The following is a 21510-nucleotide window of genomic DNA, read 5'->3' on the forward strand; positions in this document are numbered from 1 at the left end:
GGGATTCGATATGCGAGAACGTGGGTATCTCAACGGGGAGAGGCGAGCGTCGCGGAGTCGAGACGAGCGGTCGTGTCACGGGAACGTGAGTCGGGGTGTCGGACGTCCGCCTGTCGGGAGTCGGGGAGTTGCGACTCGTCGACGAAGACGACGATCTCCTCGCTCCAGAGTTTGAACTTGTGTTCGTACACCGTGTAGCCCGGCAGCGCCTCCTCGAGCTCCGAGCGGTTCCAGTCGTAGGCGATCACGACGGGTGGCGCGTCCTGTGCCATCTCGGTCGCCGTCACGTTCGGCGGCGTGCTCGTCACGTTCGCGCCGTACATCTCGGTGTACCACGGGAGCGGGAGGCGACTGTGCCAGTTCGAGACCTGCCAGTTCTCCAGCGGTGCCGACTCGTCTTTCACGTAGAACAGCGACTCGTCCGTCGTCGGATGTTTCGTCCCGTAGAACAGCACGTCGTGGCCCTCGTTGGTCCGCGAGATCTGCTCGATCTTCAGCAGCGTGTCCTTGAGGTCGTTGTTCGGCTGTGCCCACTGCAGCACCTGTTTGTCGTCCTCGCTCGTGCTGTCGACGTAGGTGACGTTGGCACCGGCGACGCCGACGACCGCCGAGAGGATGACCAGCGCGGCGATGGTCGTCCCGACGGCGTCCTCGATGGCGACCGACTGGCGGGCCGTCCGATAGACGTAGCCGGCGCCGACGGCCGCCGGGATCGCCAGCGGGAGGACGACGTGAATCGCCGCCCACGGCGCCTGGATGTCGGTCGCGACGGGGTAGCCGACGACGCTCGCGATCCCCCAGTAGGCGGCGAAGGCGACGAGGTCGCGCGAGCGGTCGCTGGAGTAGCCGTCGACGACGAACCCGAGGAGCGCGAACACGACGAGCACGCCCGACCCGTAAACGATGGTCTCCAGCAGGTCGAAGAGGAACGGGAGGTAGTCGTGCGCCTGGTGGGAACCCGAGGCCCACTGACCGTAGAACCGCTCCCACGCGCCGACCGTCGCCCGTTCGAGCACGTCGGGAGCCATCGTCGCGTCGCCGAACAGCTGCCAGAGCTCCGGCCGGGGTGCGTAGAAGAAGACGACGACGAGGAGGAACGCCGCGACGCCGCCGGCGGTGTGCGTCAACAGCCAGAAGACGCCCGTTCTGACGTCGCCCGCCCACGAACTGAGCCCGGTCTTCGCGTAGATCAGGTAGTCGTGAGCCGTCTCCCCGATCGGTCGGCCCGCCTGTGCGGCCCGAACGAATCGGTGGTCCAAGAGGAGGAACGCCGCGCCGAGATAGCAGACGACGTAGATGAGACCGTTCTCCTTGGCGGTCAACCCGAGTGCCAGCGCCGCGCCGGCCGGATAGAGATACTTCGGATCCTGCCGGTCGTAGCCGTAGACGAAGAAGCCGAGGGCGGCGAAGGAGAACGCCGCGACGAGGACGTCGTTGCGCATGAACCGCGAGTAGTAGACGAAGAGCGGATTGACGGCGAGAAACAGCGCGAGTGCGGCCGTCTCCGAGTCGCGGAGGCGAGTTCGGAACAGCAGCGCGGTCAGCGGGAGAAGCCCGCCGACGACGGCGACGACGAGGCGCGCGCTGAAGTCCGACGGGGGGAGGACGGTGAAGACGTAGTCGTTGACGATGGGGAGGAACGGACCGTGGATGATCGGCCGGTAGTAGAACTCGCCCGTCTCGTGGTAGCGGAGGATCCAGTAGCCGACCCGCCCCTCGTCCCAGTGCATGACTCGCGTCCCGAGACCGACGAGGCGAGCGACGAGGGCGAGAGCGGTGACGGCGAGAACCGCGAGGAGGGTGCGGTCGGCAGACCGGGGACCAACCCTGTCGTCCGTGCTCATACCAACCCTTGCTCTACCGGTCGTTACAACTCTTGTGTTCCCACACCGCGAGTCGCGTCGTCACCGGCCGTCGACGACTGCCGTCGTTCGCCTCCGACCACCTCGCCCGTCCCCGACCGTCACGACCCCACACCGGTTTTCGAGTGTTCACCGCACAAACGCTTTTGCGCCGCCGTACAGACGTCTCTCGTATGGAGTTCACCGTCGTACAGGGAGACATCGCGGCACAGGGGGCCGACGCGCTCGTCAACGCCGCCGGGACGAGTCTTCGGATGGGCTCCGGCGTCGCCGGCGCGCTCCGTCGGCGAGGGGGTGAGGAGCTCAACGAGGCTGCGATGGCCCAGGGGCCGGTCGACCTCGGTGGGGTCGCCGTCACCGACGCGTTCGGACTCGAGGCCGACTACGTCGTCCACGCGGCCGCGATGCCGCACTACGGCGACGGGAGAGCGACCGAGACGAGCATCCGCGAGGCGACGCGCAACAGCCTCGCGGCCGCCGACGAGTTGGGCTGTGCGTCGCTGGTCGTTCCGGCGCTCGGCTGTGGTGTCGCCGGCTTCCCGCTCGAAGCGGGTGCACGGGTCATCTGCGAGGAGATCGCCGCCTTCGACCCGACGTCGCTCACTGACGTCCGGTTCGTCGCCTACAGCGACGAGGAGTTCGCGACCGTCCGGCGCGTCGCAGACGAGGTCGTCGAGGGCGAGTGATGGACGTCCCCGCGGACGCACCCGAGCGCTGCCCGGTCTGTGACGTCGCCTACGACTCGGTGTCCGAACACCACGCCGGCGTCATGGTGAACCTCCTCGACAACGCCCGGTATCGCCGCGTCTGTTTCGAACCGACGGCCCGCGACGACGAACCGCGGGTCCGGTTCTACCATCACACGCACGAGCAGGTCGGTGCCGACGACTACTCCGGCGAGCGGCCGACGTCTCCGTGACCGACGTTTCGGAAAGCCGAACAATGCTTACTATTTTGATATTTCAGAGAGACAGACGGCTATGACGCGGTTGGAAGATCCGCTCGACGTCGGTGGCGTGCGCGTTCCGAACCGACTCTATCGGGCGCCGCTGTTGGAGTGTGCCGGCAACGGTCCCGACGCGGTCGATACCCTCGTCGCCGACCTCGAACCCGCCGCGCGGGCCGGTGCGGGTCTCGTCTGTCAGGGGGCAGCCATCGTCCGCGAGGAAGGCGGGTGTGCCGCGCCGAACATGACGTCGGTCGCCGACCCGTCGTTCGTCGCCGACCTCGAACGACTCACCGACGCCGTGCACGCCCACGGGAGCAAGATCGCCATCCAGTTGGAACACGGCGGACTCCGGAGCATGGAGACGTGGCACGCCGCCTATCGACGGGAGCATCCGACCCTTCAGCAACTCGCCGTCTCGCGTCCGCCGTTTCCGCTCCGGCTGCTCGACCGTGCCGGCCTGCTCTCCTACGACGCGAAAGTGCTGTCGACGGCGGAGGTGTACGACCTCGCGGCGGACTTCGGTCGCGCTGCCGCCAACGCCGTCGACGCTGGCTACGACGTCGTCCACCTCGCGGGGGCGAACATGGGCATCGTCCACCAGTTTCTCTCGCCGTTCTACAACCGCCGGAACGACGAGTTCGGCGACGGAGTCCGGTTCCTCGAGGTCGTCCACGACGAGATCCGCGACCGGGCGGGCGACGTTCCGCTCGCGACCAAAGTCCCCACGGAGACGGCGGCTCCGTCGTTCGTCCGCCCGCGACTCACGCGGGGGGAGACCGTCGGCGTCTGTCGGCGACTCGCCGAGATCGGCTACGACGCGCTCGCCCCGGTCAACGGCTCTGTCGTCTGGGATATGAGCATCATCCGCGGCGCGTTCCCCGCTCGCGCCTGGCGGGACAGCCAGTTCCGCGACGGCTACGTCGAGACGTTCGGCGGACGGACGCGGGCCCTGCTCGTCGCGCTCGGCAACTGGATCGAATCCCAGTGGTACGACTTCGAACCGGCGTGGAACGCGGGGCTCTGTCGGGACGTCCGCGACGTCGTCGACGTGCCGGTGCTCGCGGAGGGCGGCATCCGCCAGCGTGGGCAGATCGACCGCCTGCTCGGGCAGGACTGCGACATGGTCGGGATGGCTCGCCCGTTCTACGCCGAACCGGAACTGCCGGCACGATTGCTCGCCGACGGGGACGGCGAGCACGTCGCGCCGGAGACGCGCGTCGTCTGTGAGAACTGCAACAACTGTACCGTCCCGCAGGCGACCGGTGCGCCGGGCATCTGCCGGACGCCGTCCGTGTTGAAACGTGCCGGCGAGTTACGACGGCGACACGCGTACGATCTCGACCGACCGAACCACAAACGTTAGCACTGCCCAGTATCAACCCGTCGACAATGCTACGTGAGCGGTCTACGCGCGAGGAGACGGACCTCCAGTCCGTGCTCGCCGTGCTCGACGACGCTGCCTCGCGGACGATCATCAGACGACTCTCGGAGCCGATGACCGCGAGCGAACTCTCGGAGGTCTGTGACATCCCGCTGTCGACGACGTATCGCAAGCTCGAACGGCTGACCGAGGCGGGACTCTTGGTGGAGTCGACGGACGTCCGGACCGACGGCCACCATACGGCCCGCTACGACGTCGCCTTCGACTCCGTCACCATCGCGCTCGCCGAGGACCGGCGGCTCGAGGTGACGATCGCACACCGAGCACCGACGCCCGAAGGCCGTCTCGCGACGATGTGGTCCGAGGTACGGAGGGAGGCCTGATGGCGACGTCGCCGTCGGTGGCGACGGCCATCGTCGTCGCCAAGACGGGGATCCTCGTCCTCGGGGGACTCATCACCTACTTCAGCTACAGGGCGTACCGACGGACCGGGTCGCGACCGTTACGACTCCTGGCACTGGGGTTCGGTATCGTCACCTTCGGGTCGCTGCTCGGCGGCGTGCTCGATCAACTGCTCGGCATCGAACTCGCGACGAGCGTCCTCATCGACTCGCTTCTGACGCTCGTCGGGTTCGTCGTCATCTTCTACTCGCTGTACGCCGAGTGACATCCTCCTCGCCGTAAACGGCGGGATTCTCTCCTTGCAGAAAGATAGTCCCGTAGGTCCTCGTCTCGAAGTCGAGCGAACAGCCCACGCCGGTCGGCGTGCGTCGCGACGGAACGTAGACGAGTCGGGTCGCGGCGAAGCACAGAACCGAGCGACTGCTCGCTGTCGGTAGGTCACGAAAAGGGGAGGAATCGATCGAAAGCGAGGACCGGGTCGAAGCGTTCAGCCGAGGACGTAGTCGAGCGCCGGGTACTTCTCGATGAGGGGGACGCCGCCGACCTCGTACTGCTCGATGTAGGCGTCGAGGCCGAGGATGCGGCCCGCGCCGAACGCGGCGAGTGCGAGGAACAGCAGCATGTAGGTGAAATCACCGTTGATGACACCGTGTGCCACGTCCCAGTTTCCGAGGTAGAACATGAGCATCATGACGGCACCCCAGAACGCCGCAAAGCGGGTCAGGACGCCGAAGATGAGCGCCAGCCCGATGGCCAGTTCACCCCACGGCACCGCGACGTTGACGAACTGCAGGAGCAGGTCGTTGGTCGCGAACAGTTGGAGGAACCCCACCGCCGGCCCGCCGTTCTCCGGAACCGCGAACAGGAGGTAGCCGCTCGCGTTGAACGCTTCGGGACCGATAATCTTCTCGACGCCGGCGTACGCGAACGCGTAGCCCAGCATGAGACGGAGCGCGAGGACGAACCACGCGCTGAGGCTGTGGGCTTCTCCGGTGACAGTCAGACCGCCGATCTTGCTCTGGAATGTGTTAGTGCTCATCGTTGTTCACCTTGTACAGATAGTCAGACGCCCGGCGAGTGGTTATAAAGGGCGGGTGGTTCTCACCCGCCGAGAACGAGTGACTGCGTCGCAGTGTCAGAGGTCGTTCCGCCCGCGGAAGTTTATCTCTCTTGGCACACTACGTCACGCATGAAACTGACCGCTCAGGAGATCGACATCGGCTCTCGGTCGCCGACCGTCCTCCTCAACACCGCCGACGCCGCCGAACTCGGCGTCCACCAACTCGACCGCGTCCAGATCGAACACGACGGTCGCATCAGCATCGGCATCGTCGAGTTCACCGACGAACTGGTCGATCCGGGGACGCTCGCCGTCACGCGTCGCCTGGGCCACCTCTCCGGTCCCGTCGACGTCATCCCCGCCCCACAGCCGCGGGCGGTCCACTACATCAAGAAGAAACTCGACGACATCGAGTTGGACAAACCCGAACTGCACCGCATCGTCCTCGACATCAAAGAGGACCGCCTGTCGGACGTCGAACTCGGAGCCTACGTGGCGGCGACGTACACGAACGGGCTGTCGCTGGAGGAGACGATGCATCTCGCCGAGTGCATGGCGGAGGTCGGCGACGTCATCGAGTGGGAGGACACCGCCGTCGTCGCCGACAAACACTCCATCGGCGGCGTCGCCGGCAACCGCGTCACGCCCATCATCGTCCCCATCGTCGCCGCGGCGGGGGTGAAGATCCCAAAGACGTCGTCGCGGGCGGTCACCTCCCCCGCCGGCACCGCCGACACGATGGAGGTGCTCTGCGACGTCGAGTTCACGCTCGAAGAGATCAAGGAGATCGTCACCGAGACGAACGGCTGTCTCGTCTGGGGCGGGTCGGTCAACCTCTCGCCCGTCGACGACAAGATCATCCGCGCGGAGACGCCGCTCTCCATCGACCCGCCGGGGCAGATCATCGCCTCGGTGCTCTCGAAGAAGAAGAGCGCCGGGTCGACCCACATCGTCGTCGACGTCCCCTACGGCGAGGGGGCGAAAGTCGAGAGTCTCGCCGAGGCCCGGGAGTTGGCGGAGGACTTCAAGCGCGTCGGCGACCACCTCGGGATGGCCATCGAGTGTACCATCACTCGCGGGTCACAGCCCATCGGTCGGGGCATCGGTCCGGTGCTCGAGGCGCGGGACGTCCTCGAGACGCTCGCCGGGGGCGGCCCCGAGGAACTCCGGCTGAAGAGCCTTCGACTCGCCGACATCCTGCTCGACTCCTGTGGCTGTGCGGAGGACGCCGCGGAGATCCTCGACTCCGGACGAGCGATGGCGGCGTTCCGCGACATCGTCGCCGCCCAGAATGGGGACCCCGACGTCACGGTCGACGACCTCGTCCCCGGCCGCCACGAACTCCCGATCGCGGCCGACCGCGAGGGCCTCGTCACCCACATCGACAACCGACTCGTGAGCGACGTCGCTCGCCGTGCCGGCGCGCCGAAGGACAAGGGAGCGGGGATGGTGCTCCACTGTCGCGTCGGCGACGAGATCGGCCTCGGCGACCCGCTTTTCACCGTCCACGCCGAGAGCAAGGAGAAACTCGCAGACGCCGAGCGACTGGTCGAACGCAGCGAGACGATCCGCGTCCGGAGTCGGGACGAGGCGCTGGTCGAGTTGGTCTGAGTCGCGCACTCCCCGGGCGACCCTTTTATTGTTCGGTTGCCTTAGATGTGGTATGGGATCGCACGTTCACCCCGAGGTCCGCCGCGTCGCCGACGACATCGGATCGATGGAGATCCGCGGTGCGGCCAAGATCGCCGACGCGGCGGCGGCGGCACTCGCGACACAGGCGAGAGAGAGCGACGCGTCGACGCCGGAGGCGTTCCGCTCGGAGATACGGGCGGCCGCTCGAACTCTCCACGACACCCGGCCGACGGCGGTGAGCCTCCCGAACGCCCTCCGCTACGTCCTCCACGGGATGGAGGGGTCGACCGTCGAGCAACTGCGCGAGAACACCGTCGTGGCCGTCGAGCGCTTCCGCGAACGACTCGAACGGTCGCAGGCGGATCTCGGTGCCGTCGGAGCAAACCGCCTCAAGGACGGCGACCGAATCATGACGCACTGTCACTCGACGGCCGTCCTCGCCTGCGTCGAGGCCGCAGTCGCCCAGGGGAAGGAACTGACCGCCGTCGTCAAGGAGACGCGCCCGCGGAATCAGGGTCACATCACCGCCGAGCGACTGCACGAACTCGACGTCCCGGTGACGCTCATCGTCGACAGCGCCGCCCGGCGGTATCTCAACGACGTCGACCACGTGATGGTCGGTGCCGACAGCATCGCCGCCGACGGCAGCGTCATCAACAAGATCGGGACGAGCGGACTCGCGGTCAACGCTCGCGACCGGGGGACGCCGGTCGTCGTCGCCGCCCAGACGTTCAAACTGCATCCGGGGACGCTCACGGGCCACAGCGTCGACATCGAGATGCGCGAGGAGGCGGAGATCGTCTCCGCCGAGGAGCGAGCGGCGATCGGCAACCCGACCGTCGAGAACCCCGCCTTCGACGTGACGCCGCCGCGGTACGTCGACGCCATCGTCACCGAACGCGGGCAGTTCCCGCCGGAGAGCATCGTGATGCTGATGCGCGAACTGTTCGGCGAGAACACGACCGAGCCGTGGCTGCAGTCGCTGACGTAGTCGTCGACGCGGGTGACCGCTCGCGTCGACCGGCCGCGTCGACCGAGCACGGGGCAACCGTGAAATATCGCCCGCCCGACTGAGTCGTATGGTCGACATCGGCGAGACGGCACCCGACTTCACGGTGCCGAAGGCAGGCGGCGACGCGTACGACGACGTCGAGGAGTTCACGTTCGGCGACGTCGTCGACGACGGGCCGACCGTCCTCGCGTTCTACCCCGCCGCGTTCACCAGCGGCTGTACGGCGGAGATGTGTGCGCTTCGGGACTCGATGGGACTGTTCGACGACCTCGACGCCCGGGTGTACGGCGTCAGCGTCGACCTCCCGTTCTCGCAGAACGTCTGGATTCGGGAGGAGAACCTGAACTTCCCGATGCTGTCAGACTGGGACCACGACGTCATCCGGAAGTACGACGTCGTGCTCGACGACATGTACGGGATGATCGAGGTCGCCGAGCGCAGCGTCTTCGTCGTCGACGCCGACGGCGTCGTCACCTACCGGTGGGTCCGCGAGGGCGACAACCCCGACTTCGACGAGCTCGTCGCGGAGACGCGAGACGCGGTCGAAGACGCGGTCTGACCCTCACCGCGGCGTCTCGGTCCCCCACTTCTCCAGCGCAGTCGCCAGTTCGGAGTGCCCCTGGGCGTACACCTCGATCGGTACGTTCTCGGTCACAGAGTCGACCGCCTGCCGAAGCGCTGCGGCACCGGCCCGCGTCCCGTCGGGGTGGCCGTGGATGCCGCCGCCGGCCTGGATGCAGAGGTTGTCGCCCGCGGCGTCCATCAACTGCGGGACGAGTCCCGGATGCAGGCCACCAGAAGCCGTCGGCAACACGTCGTTCAGCCCGTAGAGCTCTGAGCGCAACCACTCGTTGATCCCCACCGTATCCTCGTTGGCGAGTTTGCCGAGTCCGACCGTCCCGGTGTGGAGTTGGTCGACGCCGCAGAGTCTCGCGATCTGTGCGATGACGCGCATCGAGACGCCGTGGTCGGGAATCCGATCGAAGGCGGCGTGCATCGCACGGTGGGCGTGGATGGCCAGTCCCAGTTCCTCACAGCGCTCGCGGACGGTCTGGACGGCCGCCCAGCCGCAGGTGACGACGTCGACCATGACGTACTCGTTGCCCTGCGATGCGGCCTCGTCGACGCGTTCGAGCATCTCGTTCGTCTCGGCGGTGACGTTGACGAGGTAGCTCTTCTTCTCTCCAGTTTCGTCCTCGGCCTCGTCGCGCATGGCGAGACTCGCGGTCAGACGGTCCGAGTAGGGGTTGAACGACTGGTCTGTGAGGTTCTCGTCGTCCTTCAGCAGGTCGACGCCGCCGACCCACGCCTCGTAGCCGACTTCCGCGTGACGTTCGGTCGAGAGGCCGACCTTCGGTTTGGGGACCGTCGCGAGGATGGGGCGGTCGTCGACGCCGAAGATCTCCTGGCGGACGCTCGACCCGAACTGCGGACCGGGGTAGCCCTCGACGATGGCCTCGGGCCACTCGCAGTCTTCGAGGCGGATCGTGTCGACGGCCTTCATCCCCATGATGTTGCCGGCGATACAGGAGAGCACCTGCGGCATGTTGCCCGGTTCGAACAGACCGGCGGGGTAGGCCACGCGGATGGTGTCGCCGTCGATTCCGCAAGCCGTCGCTCCCATGTCGGTGAAGCTATCGTCGGTGTGGAGCGCGGCCCACGTCCCGTTGGAACTCTCGGAGGCGACGCGACTCGCAGCGGCCTCCATACTCATCTCCTCGGCGGGGTCGAGGCGGAACGTACAGACGAGATCCGTCTCGGTCGGTGTGTACGAGAGGTCCAAGAAGTCCTCGTAGGTGATTCCGGACATGCCGTGGCATACGTTGTCGAAGGTGATAAATCGGTGGTTCGAACAGTCGCGTTGACACGATTGTCAGAGGGCGACGACACTCGGCACGTACAGCAAGAGACAGACGACCGCGAAGCGACGCGAGAGGCCGCGTCGCCAGTAGAGCAACCCGACGACGAGAAGCGAGACGGCGAGCATGTACGTGGTCGTTCGCGTCATCGAGGCGACGTCGGTGACGACGACGTCCGCGACGAGCGCCCCGACGCCGAGTGAGAACACCGGGTCGGTGATGTTGCTCCCGAGCAGCGATCCGACGGAGATGCCGCCGTGGCCGCGGCGAGCGGCGACGCTGGCGACGACGATCTCCGGTGCAGTCGTCCCGAGTCCGGTCAGGAGTCCGATGGTGTACTCCGAGATGCCGGCGACGCGGGCAAGCGCGGTCCCGTTCGTCACGAGGAGATGGCCACCGACGACGACGAGCGCGAGCCCCCCGACGACCCACGGGAGCTCTCGCCCCGGCCGGTCGAGTTCCTCGTCGACGACCTCCTCGGTGATCTCGGCACCACCCTCGTTCGTGTAGAGCGTGTAGATGAAGTTGACGTACGCGAGCATCATCAAGAACCCCTCGGAGCGCTGGATGCGGCCGTCGTCGAGCGTGAGGAGCATGACGATCATCGCGAGCGTCATCGCCCCGCCGTAGATGAGCACGTTTCGCCGCTCGGCGACGATGGGCGAGACGAGGGCGACGATGCCGACGGCGAGAGTGATCTGCGCCGTCTCGGAGCCGACGATGTTGCCGACGACGATGTCGCCCGCACCGTAGAGTGCGGCGTAGACCGACGTGGTCATCTCCGGCACCGACGTCCCGATCGAGATGACGGTGACGCCGACGAAGAACGCCGAGACGCCGTAGAAGCGGGCGATGTCGGCCGCGGCCGCGACGGCACGTTCCGCGCCGACGACGAGCGCGACGAGGCCGACGAGAAACAGCGCGAGTTCGACGGCGACGGAGCCGAGGAACATCCGTGCCCCTCAGAGGCGACTCCGCACGCGACCGATCTCGGGGACGTCGAGGTCCAAGAGCGTCGCGAGCGCGTCGGCCGCACCGAGCAGCCACTCGGTACGCTCGACGCGGGACTCGAGGTCGCCCGGGCCGATGCGGTAGTTCTCGACGATGATCTCCATGCTCTCCCCTTCGGTCCACTCGTAGAGGATGCGGGCAGTTTTGACTGTCTCCAGCCACCGCTCGAACTCCTCGGTCTCGTTCATCCCGACGGTGAACTCGTCGTCGTGGTCGCGGGCGTACTGGTACATCGCCGCCCGTTCGCGGTTTCCGAGGTAGGTGTCCTGCATGTCGGGCGTGTCGGCGACGAGTTGGAGGACGGTCAGCCCCGTCACGTTCTCTGCGCCCATCTCGACGGCCCGTCGGAGTCCCGCGACGATTCGCGCGCCGGTCTCGGGGGCGACGTACTGTTTCGACACCTGCGCGCCGAGGTCGGTCGCGGCGAGCGTCCCCGACCCGCTGTCGGTGAGCATCCCCATCTCGACCAGTTCCGCGATGACCGTGTCGACGATGCCCGACAGTTCCGCGACGGGCGTCCGGTGGGCGTAGAACGTCGCTCCGAGCACGTCGAGGACGGTCTCTCGGGAGTCGGCGAACCCCGTGGCGACGATCGAGAGGACGTGCGTCCGGAGGGCGTTACGGTCGCGGAGTTTCGACTCGACGGCCTCGGGGTCGGCGTCGACGTAGCGCTCGTCTAACTCCCCCTTCGAGGACTCGTCGCCGACCAGCACCGCCTCGCCGTAGGGGTCGAGGTGAGGGCGACCCGCCCGGCCACACATCTGCTGGACTTCGAGGACGGGGAGATACTCCATCGACGACCCGGTGTAGCGCTGTTGGTCGCGGACGACGACCCGACGGGCAGGGACGTTCACCCCCGCGGCGAGCGTCGGCGTCGCGCAGATGACCGCCAAGTCTCGGTTCCGGAAGGCGGTCTCGACGACCGCGCGGTGCGTGCTCCGGAGGCCGGCGTGGTGGAAGGCGACGCCGGCGCGGACGCAGTCGGCGAGTCGTTGGCCGGTGGTGGTGTCGTCGACAGCCGTGAGGTCGTCTGCGACGGCCGCGGCCGCCTCGGAGCCGAGTTCTTCGCGCGCGAGTCGCTGGGCGAGCGCCTCGGCCTCGCGGCGCGAGCGGACGAACGCGAGACACTGGCCGCCGACACCGTTGACGGCGTCGTCGACGAGCGCGACCGTCGCTTCGGTCTCGTCGTCCTCGCCGACGGGGATCTCGTCGTCGCCGTCGACGTCGACTGTGAGGTCGGTCCCGTCGTTGAACTCGACGCGGCCGTCGGCGTAGACGCCGGTCCGGAGGTCGACCGGCCGCCACGTCGACTCGACGAGCGTCGCGTCGAGCCAGTCAGCGATGTCCTCGGGGTTGTCGACGGTCGCCGAGAGCGCGACGATCTGGACGCCGGGCGCACGTCGCTGGAGGTTCGCGAGCGTCACTTCGAGCGTCGGTCCGCGGCCCTCCGCGCCGAGGAGGTGGACCTCGTCGACGACGACGCAGGCCAGGTCGGCCACCCAGTCTGCGCCGTTCCGGATGGCCGAGTCGACCTTCTCGCTCGTCGCGACGACGATGTCGTGGTCGGCCAGTTCGTCGGCCGGCGAGTCGTAGTCGCCGGTCGAGATGCCGACGCTCACGCCCGGCAACGCGGAGAACGACTCGTACTTCTCGCGGGCGAGCGCGCGGAGCGGACAGATGTAGAGTCCGGGGCCGTCGGCCGTGAGCATCGCGAGTTCGGCGACGAGCGTCTTCCCCGACGCGGTGGGGATGGCGGCGACGACCCGGTCGCCGTCGACGACGCCGGCCTCGACCGCCTCGGTCTGTGGCGGATAGAGCTCCTCGATCCCTAACGACTCGTAGTGGTCGAGGACCGGGGCAGGAAGTGGGAGGTCCCGGACGTGCATTACTCGTGTCTGGTAGCCCGACCGCATAAAAACCCACGCCGCCGCGGAAGCTTTCTTCGCCGGTCGCCTCTCTCCGGTCGTGAGCGTCATCGAACTCCGGAACGTCGTCAAGCGCTACGACACCGGTGGCGAGGTCGTCGAGGCGCTGAAGGGCGTCGACTTCGCCGTCGAACCCGGCGAGTTCGTCGCCGTGATGGGGCCGAGTGGGAGCGGAAAGTCGACGATGCTGAACGTGCTCGGCCTGCTCGACGTCCCTACGGAGGGGACGGTGCTGCTGGACGGGCGCGACGTGACGGATCTGACCGACGAAGAGCAGACCGAAGAGCGACGACGTTCCATCGGCTTCGTCTTCCAGAACTTCGCGCTCATCCCCACGCTCTCGGCCGTCGAGAACGTGGAGATGCCGACGCTCTTCGCCGGCGACGAAGGGGGTCGCGAGCGCGCCGAAGAACTCCTTCGGCGGGTCGAACTCGGCGACCGGCTGGACCACCGACCCGCCGAACTCTCGGGCGGGCAGAAACAGCGCGTTGCCATCGCCCGCTCGCTGGTGAACGACCCCCGAATCCTCCTGGCCGACGAGCCGACGGGGAACCTCGACCGCGCGACCGGCGAGAGCGTGCTGGATCTCTTCACGGAACTCCGCGCCGAGCGCGACGTGGCCGTCGTCGCCGTCACGCACGACCCGCAGGTGAGCACCTACGCCGACCGGACGGTGCGACTGGTCGACGGGCGCGTACAGGGGGAGTAGGCGAGTAGTCGAGGTCACGAGCAGACTCAGCGTACTTCGGCCCGCACGCGACCCCAGAGGTTCCGGAAGACGACGAGATACGCGAGCGGGAGGGTGACGACGAGCGACCCGACCGCGTAGAGCCCCTGTGTGAACGGGTCTGGTGGCGCGAGTGCCGCGGCGACGAGGAACGAGATCGTCACGGCGGCGAGGACGGTCCACGACGTGCGTTCGATCCGCGACGGCGGGTAGGCGCGCTCCCCGTAGCTCTCGCGCGTGAGGTAGTAGACGAACGCAACCGGGCCGAAGACGGCGGCGACTGCGCCCAGTACGGAGGCGAACCGAACACCACGAGCCCGTGCGTCCGCCGAGACGGCGTAGGAGACGACGAGGAGGATCGACAGCCAGACGGCGAAGAAGGGAAGAGCGGTGACGGGGACTGGGAGGGCAGACACGGGCGATTCCTCTCACTGGGTGGACAAATATGTTGAGAAAGCGACTGCGCCGACGATTTAGAAGTAGCCGTGCTGAGCCAGTCGATCGACAGCCTCACGAAGGCGCTCCTCGCTGGCGGCGTAGGAGATTCGGACGTAGCCCGGCGCGCCGAAGGCGCTCCCCGGCACTGTCGCGACGTGGGCGTCTTCGAGTGCGGCCTCGGCCCACGACTGGTCGTCGTCGTCGACGGGGAGCATCATGTAGAACGCGCCGTCGGGGACGGCGACGTCGACGTCGTGTTCAGCGAGTAACTCGACGAGCATGTCGCGGCGCTCCTCGAAGGCGGCGCGCATCTCCTCGACCGACTCGTCGGTGTTCTGCAGCGCCTCGATGCCGGCGTGCTGGACGAAGTTCACGGCCGAGGAGACCGAGTGCGAGTGGAGTTTGCCCGCCTGCGAGACGAGTCCCTCGGGGGCACAGAGGTAGCCGAGTCGCCACCCAGTCATCGAGTAGGCTTTCGAGAATCCGTTGATCGTGACCGTCCGCTCGCCCATCCCGTCGAGCGCGCCGAGGCTGGTCTGTTCGACGTCGTAGGTGATCTCGTCGTAGATCTCGTCGGCGATCACCGTGATATCGTGTTCGACGGCGAGGTCGCGGACGCCCTCGAGGGCTTCCTCGGTGTAGACCGCGCCGGTCGGGTTCGACGGGGAGTTGACGATCAGGAGCTCGGTGTCGTCGGAGACGGCCGCTTCGAGATCGTCGAGCGCGGGTTCGAGCTGGAAGTCGTACTCCGAGAGGCCGACGCGCGTCAGGTCGCCGCCGGCGAGTTTGACCATCGCCTCGTAGGAGACCCACGCGGGGTCGAGCAGCACGACCTCGTCACCGTCGTCGACGAGCGACTGGACGGTCTCGTAGAGCGCCTGCTTCGCGCCGGGCGTGACGATGAGGTTCTCCGGGCCGCAGTCGATGCCGTCGGCCGCTAGCTTCTCGACGATGGCGTCTTTCAGTTCGGGGACGCCGTTCGACGGCGCGTAGCCCGTGTGCCCCGCGTCCATCGCGTCTTTCGCGGCCTGAATGACGTTCTCGGGCGTCGGGAAGTCGGGTTCGCCGACCGAGAGGTCGACGACGTCCTTCCCCTCGTTCTCCAACTTGCTCGCGAGGTCGCTGATCGCCAGCGTCGCGCTCGGTTCGACACGGCCGACGCGGTCCGCAAACTCCATGCTCATGCTAGTACCTCCACCATCTCGATGGCGGCACTAACCGCTTCCGCTCCTTTGCCGACGCGTTCGCGAGCCTCGGCACCGCTCATCCCCGGCCCGGCGACGCCGAAGGTGACCGGCTTGTCGCGGTCGAGACTGACGTCCGTCAGCCCCTGCGCGGCCGCGTCGGCGATGACCTCGTCGTGTTTCGTGTCGCCGGTGACGATCGCGCCGAGGACGGCGACGGCGTCGACGTCGTCGCGGCGGGCGAGTCGGTCGGCGGCGAGCGGCGCGTCGTAGACGCCGGGCACTTCGTACGCTTCGGCGATGTCGGCACCCGCGTCGGCGGCCGCCTCGCGGGCAGCCTCCTCCATGGGGTGGGTGACGCTCTCGTTGAACTGCGCCACCACGAGTCCGAGTGTGACCATGAGAGTGCGGTTTGAGGGAGTAGATATAGAACTGTTCCTTGGTAGCGCTAGTTTCGGTTGGAGGTGGTGAATTGGCCGACCTCGGCGAGGGCACGAGACTGTATCCACGCTAGCGCACTGCGACTGAGAACTCCTCGAAAGCCACGCGCTCTCGACTCGTGCGAGTCGCTACGCTCCTCGTCACTCACTGCGTTCGTTCCTGCGGTGCTCGCTTCCTCGGACTTCGCCGAGAACGGGGCGAGAGCGGAGCTCTCGCGAGCAACCGGAAGCTTCGCTTCCGGTGACGCGTCCCCTTTCAGTCCCACCCGCCGCAACCACACCCTCCCCAACCGACTCCTTCGCTCACTCGCTGACGCTCGTTCGCTTAGTCGTCCCTCGCACGAGTGGCTCGCGCCGACGAGCGGCGCGAAGCCACGCGCCACGACGCTTAGTCAATCTACGGGCGCTGGCCGCGCGTCGGCGCGGCCGACATGGGGAAGGGTAGGCGCAGTGCGGTGCTGTGTGGTTCTGGCGGAATAGCAAAGGGCGAGTGCTCCTCGATTCCTCCCGTGCGACGTAAGCACCGTGGTTCGAGAGAACTTTGCTCTCGTCATGCCGAAAATCAGCGATTTTCGAGCACAGCGAGCCCCGGAGGGTCGAGAGCACGGGGGCTTTGCCGAGTAGCCTGCACCAGGTCGAACCCGCCGAAACTGCACGAGTAGCCGACACCTACCGTATTCTACTCTTCAGACTCCTCTACTGTCGGGTCGTGTCGCTCGTACCACCCGAGAATCTCCTCCAGTCGGTGAATCGCCCGGTCCGGGTCGCCGACGTTGTGGTGCTCGTCGGGATACACCACCAGTTTGGCGTCCACGCCCTGCTTCTTCGCGCTCACGTAGAGCTGTTCGGACTGGCTGGGCGGACAGCGCCAGTCCTGCCCGCCGGCCATGACCAGCAGCGGCGTGTCGAGGTTCCCGACGTCGGTGATGCTCGACGCCGCCTCGAACGTCTCGCCGTCTTCCCAGGGGAGGCCGAACTCGTTTTCCATCCCGACGTGCGTGTCGTCGGTGCCGAACGCCGACCGAATGTCGTAGAGGCCGTGTTCGGGCACCGCAGCCGCCAGGACGTCCGTCTGGGTGACGAGGTAGCCCTGTGCGATACCGCCGTAGGAGAAGCCGTAGCCGAAGACGCGCTCGGGGTCGGCCCACCCGCGGTCGACGACGTCCTCGACGCCGGCCACGATGTCGTCGACTTCGACGGTCCCCCACTGGCCGTACAGCTCCTCGGCGAACGCCCGTCCGTACGACGACCCGCCGCGGTAGTTCGGGCGGAAGACGAGATAGCCGCGGGAGGCGAGCACCGCGTGCGGGAAGTAGAAGGTCGGCTCGTCGTAGGAGATGGGACCGCCGTGGATGGCGACGACGAGCGGTCGGGACTCCTCGGGGTCCTCGGGGTCGAAGTCGGGTTGGTGATAGAGCAGGCCGTCGATCTCCCAGCCGTCGCTCTCGTAGCTGAACCGTCGACACGCCGGGAACGCGTACTCCTCGAGGAGGTCGGCGTTCAGCGCAGAGAGTCGGCGGAGCGACTCGGGGTCGTCGTCTGCGCCGGCGTCGAGATCCGCCACGTCGACGGCGAACAGGTCGACGCCCTCATCGGGGTGGGAGAACACCAGGACGGCGGTGTCGTCGGCGACCTCGAACGACTGGATCGCGCGGTCGGTTCCCTGTGCCTCGAAGGTCCGCTCGGTCTCCTCGTCACCGTCGACGGAAGTGCGAACCAACCGTGACCGAGCCTCGTCGGCGACGACAGTACAGAGCGTCTCGTCGTCGACCCACTGCGGCGTTCCGCCCCAGGCGAGCGTCCGGTCGAGGTCGGCCGTCAGCGACCCGTACTCGTCCGTCTCGTCGCCGTACACGTATATCTGCGACGGGAGATACCAGTTCTCGGGATCCTGTCCGACGAACGCGAGTCGGTCACCCTCGGGACTCCACCGCGGCGAGTGGAGCATCAGGTCCGAGTCCGTGAGCTTTCGCAGGTCCTCGCCCGCGGGGTCGACGGTGTAGAGGTCCGCGACGAAGGTGTCGTCGGGGTTCTCGGTTCGCGTCGACACGAACGCGATGCGGCCGTCCGGTCCCCAGCGTGGCTGGAGCCCCGAGAAGGCGTTCGAGGTACCACTGCTGTGTGCGTCGTCCAGTCGCGTCTCCTCGCCGGTCTCGGCGTCGACGACGAACAGGTACGTCGTCACGCTGTCGAGCCAGCCCTTTCCGTTCACCTTGTGCTGGAGGCGCTCGGTGACGATGGGGCCGCCGTCCTCGCGTTCGTCGAGATACTCCTGTTCTTCGTCGGTGGGGTCGCGGGCGGCGACGACGAGCCGGTCGCCGTCGGGTGCCCAGTCGAACTCCGAGACGCCCTGTTCGCGGTCGGTCACCTGCCGGGCGTCGCCGCCGAGTGCGAGGTCGAACAGCCACACCTGCGATTTCGGTTCGTCGCCGTTCGCGCCGTCTTCGTCCTCCGCGTCGTCGCCTTCGTCCTCGTCACCCTCGTCGGATGCCGTCTCTTCGTCTTCCTCGTCCGGTTCTTGCCGCCCCACTCGACGCTCCGGGTCCGCCTCGCGGGCGGCGAGGAAGGCGAGTCGCTCCCCGTCGGGACTCCACGCCGGACTCGACGCGCCGGCGACGCGGGTCAGTCGGTGCGGGTCGCGACTGCCGTCCGTCGGCGCGACGAACAGCGAGGCGACCTGTTCGTCCTCGTCGGGCGCGTACTCGGTCGTCGTGAACGCGACGCGGTCGCCGTCGGGCGAGAGCGCGATCGACGTCGGCCGCGTCAGATCGTAGAGGGCGTCGAGCGGCAGTTCCGATGAGTCAGACGACATGACTTCTCGGAGCGAGGGCGGATACAAAAGGTTGCGGGGAGCGTGTGTCTCGTTCTCACACAGCACTGGGCGACCGAACGCCTCTTGCCGGACGACCGACTGCCAGTCGTATGGACGAACCCCACGAGCGCCCGAGTCGGGACGCGCTCGCGGACGTCGCGACGCGAGCGGTGCGGGCCGGCGGCGACTACCTCGCCGGCGAGTTTCGGAACGGTCGCGTCGACGGCGAGTACGGCAGCGACGACGTGAAGGCGGTCGCCGACCGCGAGACCGAGTCTCGGGTGCTGGCCGTGATCCGCGAGGCGTATCCCGAGCACGCCCTCCACGGCGAGGAGTCGGGACGAGTAGGAGAGAGTCGCTACGAGTGGGTCGTCGATCCGCTCGACGGCACCAACAACTTCGCCAGCGGTCTCCCCTGCTTCGCCACCGCGGTCGCCGTCCTCCGCGACGGTGACCCCGTCGTCTCGGCCATCTACGAACCGCTCCCGGACACGCTCTACGTCGCCCGCGACGGGGCGGGCGCGACGGTCGACGGCCGCCCGTTGACGACCGGAAGCGACGTCGCTCTCGGCAACGGCACCGTCTCGTTCGTCGTCGGCCTCCCCGCCGTCCGCGACGAGGCGCTGGCCGCACGAGCGGACACGATCGAGACCGCCCTCGACGGTCGCTGCAAGCGCGTGCTGAACACGTGGTCGCCGTGTGTCGACTGGGGACTCGTCGCCCGCGGCGCGCTGGAGGGTATCGTCTGTTTCCACCCCGACGTGTACGAACAGCACGCCGGCGAACTGCTCGCACGGGAGGCGGGCGTCGTCTCGACCTCCCGCGAAGGACTGTACGTCGGTGCTGGCGACGCCGAGACCCGCGACGAACTGCTCGCCGTCGTCGACGGCGTCTGAGCTACCACAGCCGTCGGAGCCACCGCCGCCGACGGACGAACACTGCCGCACCCACGAGCGGTAGCCCGAAGACGATGACGTAGGGAGCGGCGTAGGCGGCCCCGACGAACGCTGCCCGGAGGACGACGAGCACGCCGTCGATAGAGTCGAGGAAGGCCGTGACGGCGCTCGTGTCGTACCACGCCGCGCGACGGATCTGCTCGTACTCGGGTCGTGGCTCCGAGAGTTCGACCGTGAGCGTCGAGTAGGCGATGCGGCCTTCGAGCGCACGCAGTCGCGCCTCGGTCCGTTCGATCTCCTCTTGGGTCTCCGAGAGTTCCTGCCCGACCCGGAGCACGTCCTCGGTCTCGTTGGCGCTCTCGTAGAGCGTCCGGAGGCGGTCGCGTTCGGCTCTGAGGTTCTCCAGGCGCGCCTCGAGGTCGACCACCTGTTCGGTGACGTCCTCGGTCGCCGTCTTCGACTCCTGGACCTCGCCCTCGGCTCTCACGTCTTCGAGGAGGCCGCTGAAGTTCTCCTTCGGTACGCGGAGGACGACCGTCCCGGTCGTCCACGTCTCGTTCTCCCGACCGCGAACCTGCTGTGACGTGTCGCTGACGTAGCCGCCGCGGGCCTCGACGGCCGCCGTCAGGTTCGCCTCGGCGGACGCGAAGTCGTCGACCAGCAGTCGGACCTCGCCCGTCCTGATCAGTTCCCGTCGAGCGGCGAACTGCGTGGAACTGGCGCTCTCGGTGTCGCCGGACTGTGCCGCTTCGTCGGCGCTCCCGCCGTCACCGCCGCTCCCACCGTCGCCGCCACCGCTCGACGCGGCAGGGGTCGACTGGTCGAGGTTCGTCGCCTCACCGCCGGCGTCGTTCCCGCCCGCTGCGCTGTCTCCGGCACCCGAACAGCCCGCCAAGACGACGAGGAGGGCCAGAAGCACGGTCACGAGGAGTCGTGGTCGTCGTCGCATGGCCGGAGAGAGGAGACGTCGGTCGTTAACCGTTGCCAAGAGTCAAAGAATCGTTTCACCAACCGTGTGTGCCGGCAACGACGGTCGGCGACGCAACCGTCGGGCGGTCAGTCGCGCTCACGAAGAACCGCTACGCGGCCGGCCGGTCGCGCCGTCAAGCGCAAGTGCCTACCCTGCCAATCGGACGTATGAAGCGTGAACTGGTGACGATGACGTGGGTCGACGGGCTGTTCGTCCACTGGCCGGTCGACCCCGCCGTCGTCGACGACCGACTGCCCGCCGGACTCGAGGTGGCGACGTACGACGGCGAGGCGTGGCTGGGCGTCGTCGCCTTCGAGATGACCGACATCCGTCCCCGCGGGTTCCCCGTCGGTCTCGGCTTCCCCGAGCTCAACCTCCGCACCTACGTCGAACCCGAAGGCGGCGGTCGGCGCGGGGTCTACTTCTTCAACCTCGACGCACGCGACCCGATCGGCGTCTCTCTCGCCCGCCTGTTGTTCGCACTCCCCTACTACCGCGCCGAGATGCACGTCTCTCGGCACGGCGAGGAGGTACAGTTCACCCACCAGCGACGACATCCCGGGGCGACGCCCGCTCACTTCGACGCCGTCTACCGACCGACGGGCGACGTCTTCCGGGCCGAGACCGGCTCGCTGGAGGAGTTCCTCGTCGAGAACTACCGCTTCTACACGCGGGGACGACGGCTCTACCACGGCGACATCCGCCACGACCCGTGGCCGCTGCAGGAGGCCACCGTCGACGTCCGCGCGAACACCCTGTTCGAGGCGAACGGGTTCGACCGCCCGGACGGCGAACCGCTCGTCCACTACGCCGACGAACTGCACGTGACGGCCGACCGGATCCGGCGAGTGCGCTGACAGAGGGTATCGTCGCCAACCGGAAGCTCGTAGGGATTCTGGGAGGAGTTCAGAGATCCCTCGTCCGGGAACCGATTCACACGAGGCGTGAGG

At 67.6% G+C, this 21510-nt stretch carries 21 protein-coding genes; 11 read left to right on the plus strand and 10 right to left on the minus strand.

Going from position 1 to position 21510, the window contains the following annotated elements:
• Window positions 1-29 precede the first annotated feature (29 nt).
• Window positions 30-1844, minus strand: coding sequence for a flippase activity-associated protein Agl23 (locus EOHIBHHM_RS00715; RefSeq protein ID WP_497253653.1), 1815 nt, complete (start codon window positions 1842-1844; stop codon window positions 30-32).
• A 191-nt stretch (window positions 1845-2035) separates the two neighbouring features.
• Between EOHIBHHM_RS00715 and EOHIBHHM_RS00720 the strand changes: the two genes are divergently transcribed.
• The 5 genes from EOHIBHHM_RS00720 to EOHIBHHM_RS00740 all read left to right on the plus strand — a co-directional run bounded on the left by EOHIBHHM_RS00720 (window position 2036) and on the right by EOHIBHHM_RS00740 (window position 4859).
• On the plus strand, window positions 2036-2548 hold the full coding sequence (locus EOHIBHHM_RS00720) for a macro domain-containing protein (protein ID WP_497253655.1): 513 nt from the start codon (window positions 2036-2038) through the stop codon (window positions 2546-2548).
• On the plus strand, window positions 2548-2781 hold the full coding sequence (locus tag EOHIBHHM_RS00725; RefSeq protein ID WP_497253657.1) for a DUF8145 family protein: 234 nt from the start codon (window positions 2548-2550) through the stop codon (window positions 2779-2781). The genes EOHIBHHM_RS00720 and EOHIBHHM_RS00725 overlap by 1 nt, the downstream gene beginning before the upstream one ends.
• A 61-nt stretch (window positions 2782-2842) precedes the next feature.
• Window positions 2843-4174 (plus strand): oxidoreductase, encoded by a 1332-nt coding sequence (locus EOHIBHHM_RS00730; RefSeq protein WP_497253659.1) that lies wholly within the window; start codon window positions 2843-2845, stop codon window positions 4172-4174.
• Window positions 4175-4200: 26 nt separating this feature from the next.
• On the plus strand, window positions 4201-4575 hold the full coding sequence (locus EOHIBHHM_RS00735; RefSeq protein WP_497253661.1) for a helix-turn-helix domain-containing protein: 375 nt from the start codon (window positions 4201-4203) through the stop codon (window positions 4573-4575).
• On the plus strand, window positions 4575-4859 hold the full coding sequence (locus tag EOHIBHHM_RS00740; protein WP_497253663.1) for a DUF7521 family protein: 285 nt from the start codon (window positions 4575-4577) through the stop codon (window positions 4857-4859). Before EOHIBHHM_RS00735 ends, EOHIBHHM_RS00740 begins: the two co-directional genes overlap by 1 nt.
• A 222-nt stretch (window positions 4860-5081) precedes the next feature.
• Here the strand turns inward: EOHIBHHM_RS00740 and EOHIBHHM_RS00745 are convergent, their stop codons facing one another.
• Entirely contained in the window at window positions 5082-5633 is a 552-nt protein-coding gene (locus EOHIBHHM_RS00745; RefSeq protein ID WP_497253665.1) for a DoxX family protein, read from the minus strand.
• A gap of 150 nt (window positions 5634-5783) precedes the next feature.
• Here EOHIBHHM_RS00745 and EOHIBHHM_RS00750 point away from each other — a divergent pair, with 150 nt between their 5' ends.
• The 3 genes from EOHIBHHM_RS00750 to EOHIBHHM_RS00760 all read left to right on the plus strand — a co-directional run bounded on the left by EOHIBHHM_RS00750 (window position 5784) and on the right by EOHIBHHM_RS00760 (window position 8857).
• Entirely contained in the window at window positions 5784-7265 is a 1482-nt protein-coding gene (locus EOHIBHHM_RS00750; protein WP_497253667.1) for an AMP phosphorylase, read from the plus strand.
• A gap of 52 nt (window positions 7266-7317) precedes the next feature.
• Window positions 7318-8277, plus strand: a complete 960-nt coding sequence (locus EOHIBHHM_RS00755; protein WP_497253669.1) for a ribose 1,5-bisphosphate isomerase — start codon at window positions 7318-7320, stop codon at window positions 8275-8277.
• A gap of 88 nt (window positions 8278-8365) precedes the next feature.
• Window positions 8366-8857, plus strand: coding sequence for a redoxin domain-containing protein (locus EOHIBHHM_RS00760; protein WP_497253671.1), 492 nt, complete (start codon window positions 8366-8368; stop codon window positions 8855-8857).
• A 3-nt stretch (window positions 8858-8860) separates the two neighbouring features.
• On the opposite strand, the gene rbcL is transcribed toward EOHIBHHM_RS00760, so the two are convergent.
• The 3 genes from rbcL to EOHIBHHM_RS00775 form a co-directional block, all read right to left on the minus strand.
• Entirely contained in the window at window positions 8861-10108 is a 1248-nt protein-coding gene (gene rbcL / locus EOHIBHHM_RS00765; RefSeq protein WP_497253673.1) for a type III ribulose-bisphosphate carboxylase, read from the minus strand.
• A gap of 63 nt (window positions 10109-10171) precedes the next feature.
• A complete protein-coding gene (locus EOHIBHHM_RS00770) occupies window positions 10172-11110 on the minus strand; it encodes a calcium/sodium antiporter (RefSeq protein ID WP_497253675.1) in 939 nt (312 codons plus the stop codon).
• Between the two features lie 9 nt (window positions 11111-11119).
• Window positions 11120-13054, minus strand: coding sequence for a DEAD/DEAH box helicase (locus tag EOHIBHHM_RS00775; RefSeq protein WP_497253677.1), 1935 nt, complete (start codon window positions 13052-13054; stop codon window positions 11120-11122).
• A gap of 79 nt (window positions 13055-13133) precedes the next feature.
• Here EOHIBHHM_RS00775 and EOHIBHHM_RS00780 point away from each other — a divergent pair, with 79 nt between their 5' ends.
• A complete protein-coding gene (locus EOHIBHHM_RS00780) occupies window positions 13134-13802 on the plus strand; it encodes an ABC transporter ATP-binding protein (RefSeq protein WP_497253679.1) in 669 nt (222 codons plus the stop codon).
• A 26-nt stretch (window positions 13803-13828) separates the two neighbouring features.
• Here the strand turns inward: EOHIBHHM_RS00780 and EOHIBHHM_RS00785 are convergent, their stop codons facing one another.
• From EOHIBHHM_RS00785 to EOHIBHHM_RS00800, 4 genes are all read right to left on the minus strand, one after another.
• Entirely contained in the window at window positions 13829-14236 is a 408-nt protein-coding gene (locus EOHIBHHM_RS00785; protein WP_497253680.1) for a DUF7534 family protein, read from the minus strand.
• Between the two features lie 57 nt (window positions 14237-14293).
• Window positions 14294-15442: a pyridoxal phosphate-dependent aminotransferase gene (locus tag EOHIBHHM_RS00790; protein ID WP_497253681.1), complete on the minus strand. Its 1149-nt coding sequence runs from the start codon at window positions 15440-15442 to the stop codon at window positions 14294-14296.
• Window positions 15439-15843: a 6,7-dimethyl-8-ribityllumazine synthase gene (gene ribH / locus EOHIBHHM_RS00795; RefSeq protein ID WP_497253682.1), complete on the minus strand. Its 405-nt coding sequence runs from the start codon at window positions 15841-15843 to the stop codon at window positions 15439-15441. The genes EOHIBHHM_RS00790 and ribH overlap by 4 nt, the downstream gene beginning before the upstream one ends.
• Before the next feature lie 718 nt (window positions 15844-16561).
• Window positions 16562-18694: a S9 family peptidase gene (locus EOHIBHHM_RS00800; RefSeq protein WP_497253683.1), complete on the minus strand. Its 2133-nt coding sequence runs from the start codon at window positions 18692-18694 to the stop codon at window positions 16562-16564.
• Between the two features lie 110 nt (window positions 18695-18804).
• Between EOHIBHHM_RS00800 and EOHIBHHM_RS00805 the strand changes: the two genes are divergently transcribed.
• Complete coding sequence (locus EOHIBHHM_RS00805) at window positions 18805-19590, plus strand: inositol monophosphatase family protein (RefSeq protein ID WP_497253684.1); 786 nt, start codon at window positions 18805-18807, stop codon at window positions 19588-19590.
• A 1-nt stretch (window position 19591) separates the two neighbouring features.
• Here EOHIBHHM_RS00805 and EOHIBHHM_RS00810 read toward each other — a convergent pair whose 3' ends face one another.
• Complete coding sequence (locus EOHIBHHM_RS00810; protein ID WP_497253686.1) at window positions 19592-20539, minus strand: DUF4349 domain-containing protein; 948 nt, start codon at window positions 20537-20539, stop codon at window positions 19592-19594.
• Between the two features lie 188 nt (window positions 20540-20727).
• Between EOHIBHHM_RS00810 and EOHIBHHM_RS00815 the strand changes: the two genes are divergently transcribed.
• Window positions 20728-21417, plus strand: coding sequence for a YqjF family protein (locus EOHIBHHM_RS00815; protein WP_497253688.1), 690 nt, complete (start codon window positions 20728-20730; stop codon window positions 21415-21417).
• The last annotated feature ends 93 nt before the right edge of the window (window positions 21418-21510 follow it).

It is taken from the genome of Halogranum roseipondis, assembly GCF_059695585.1.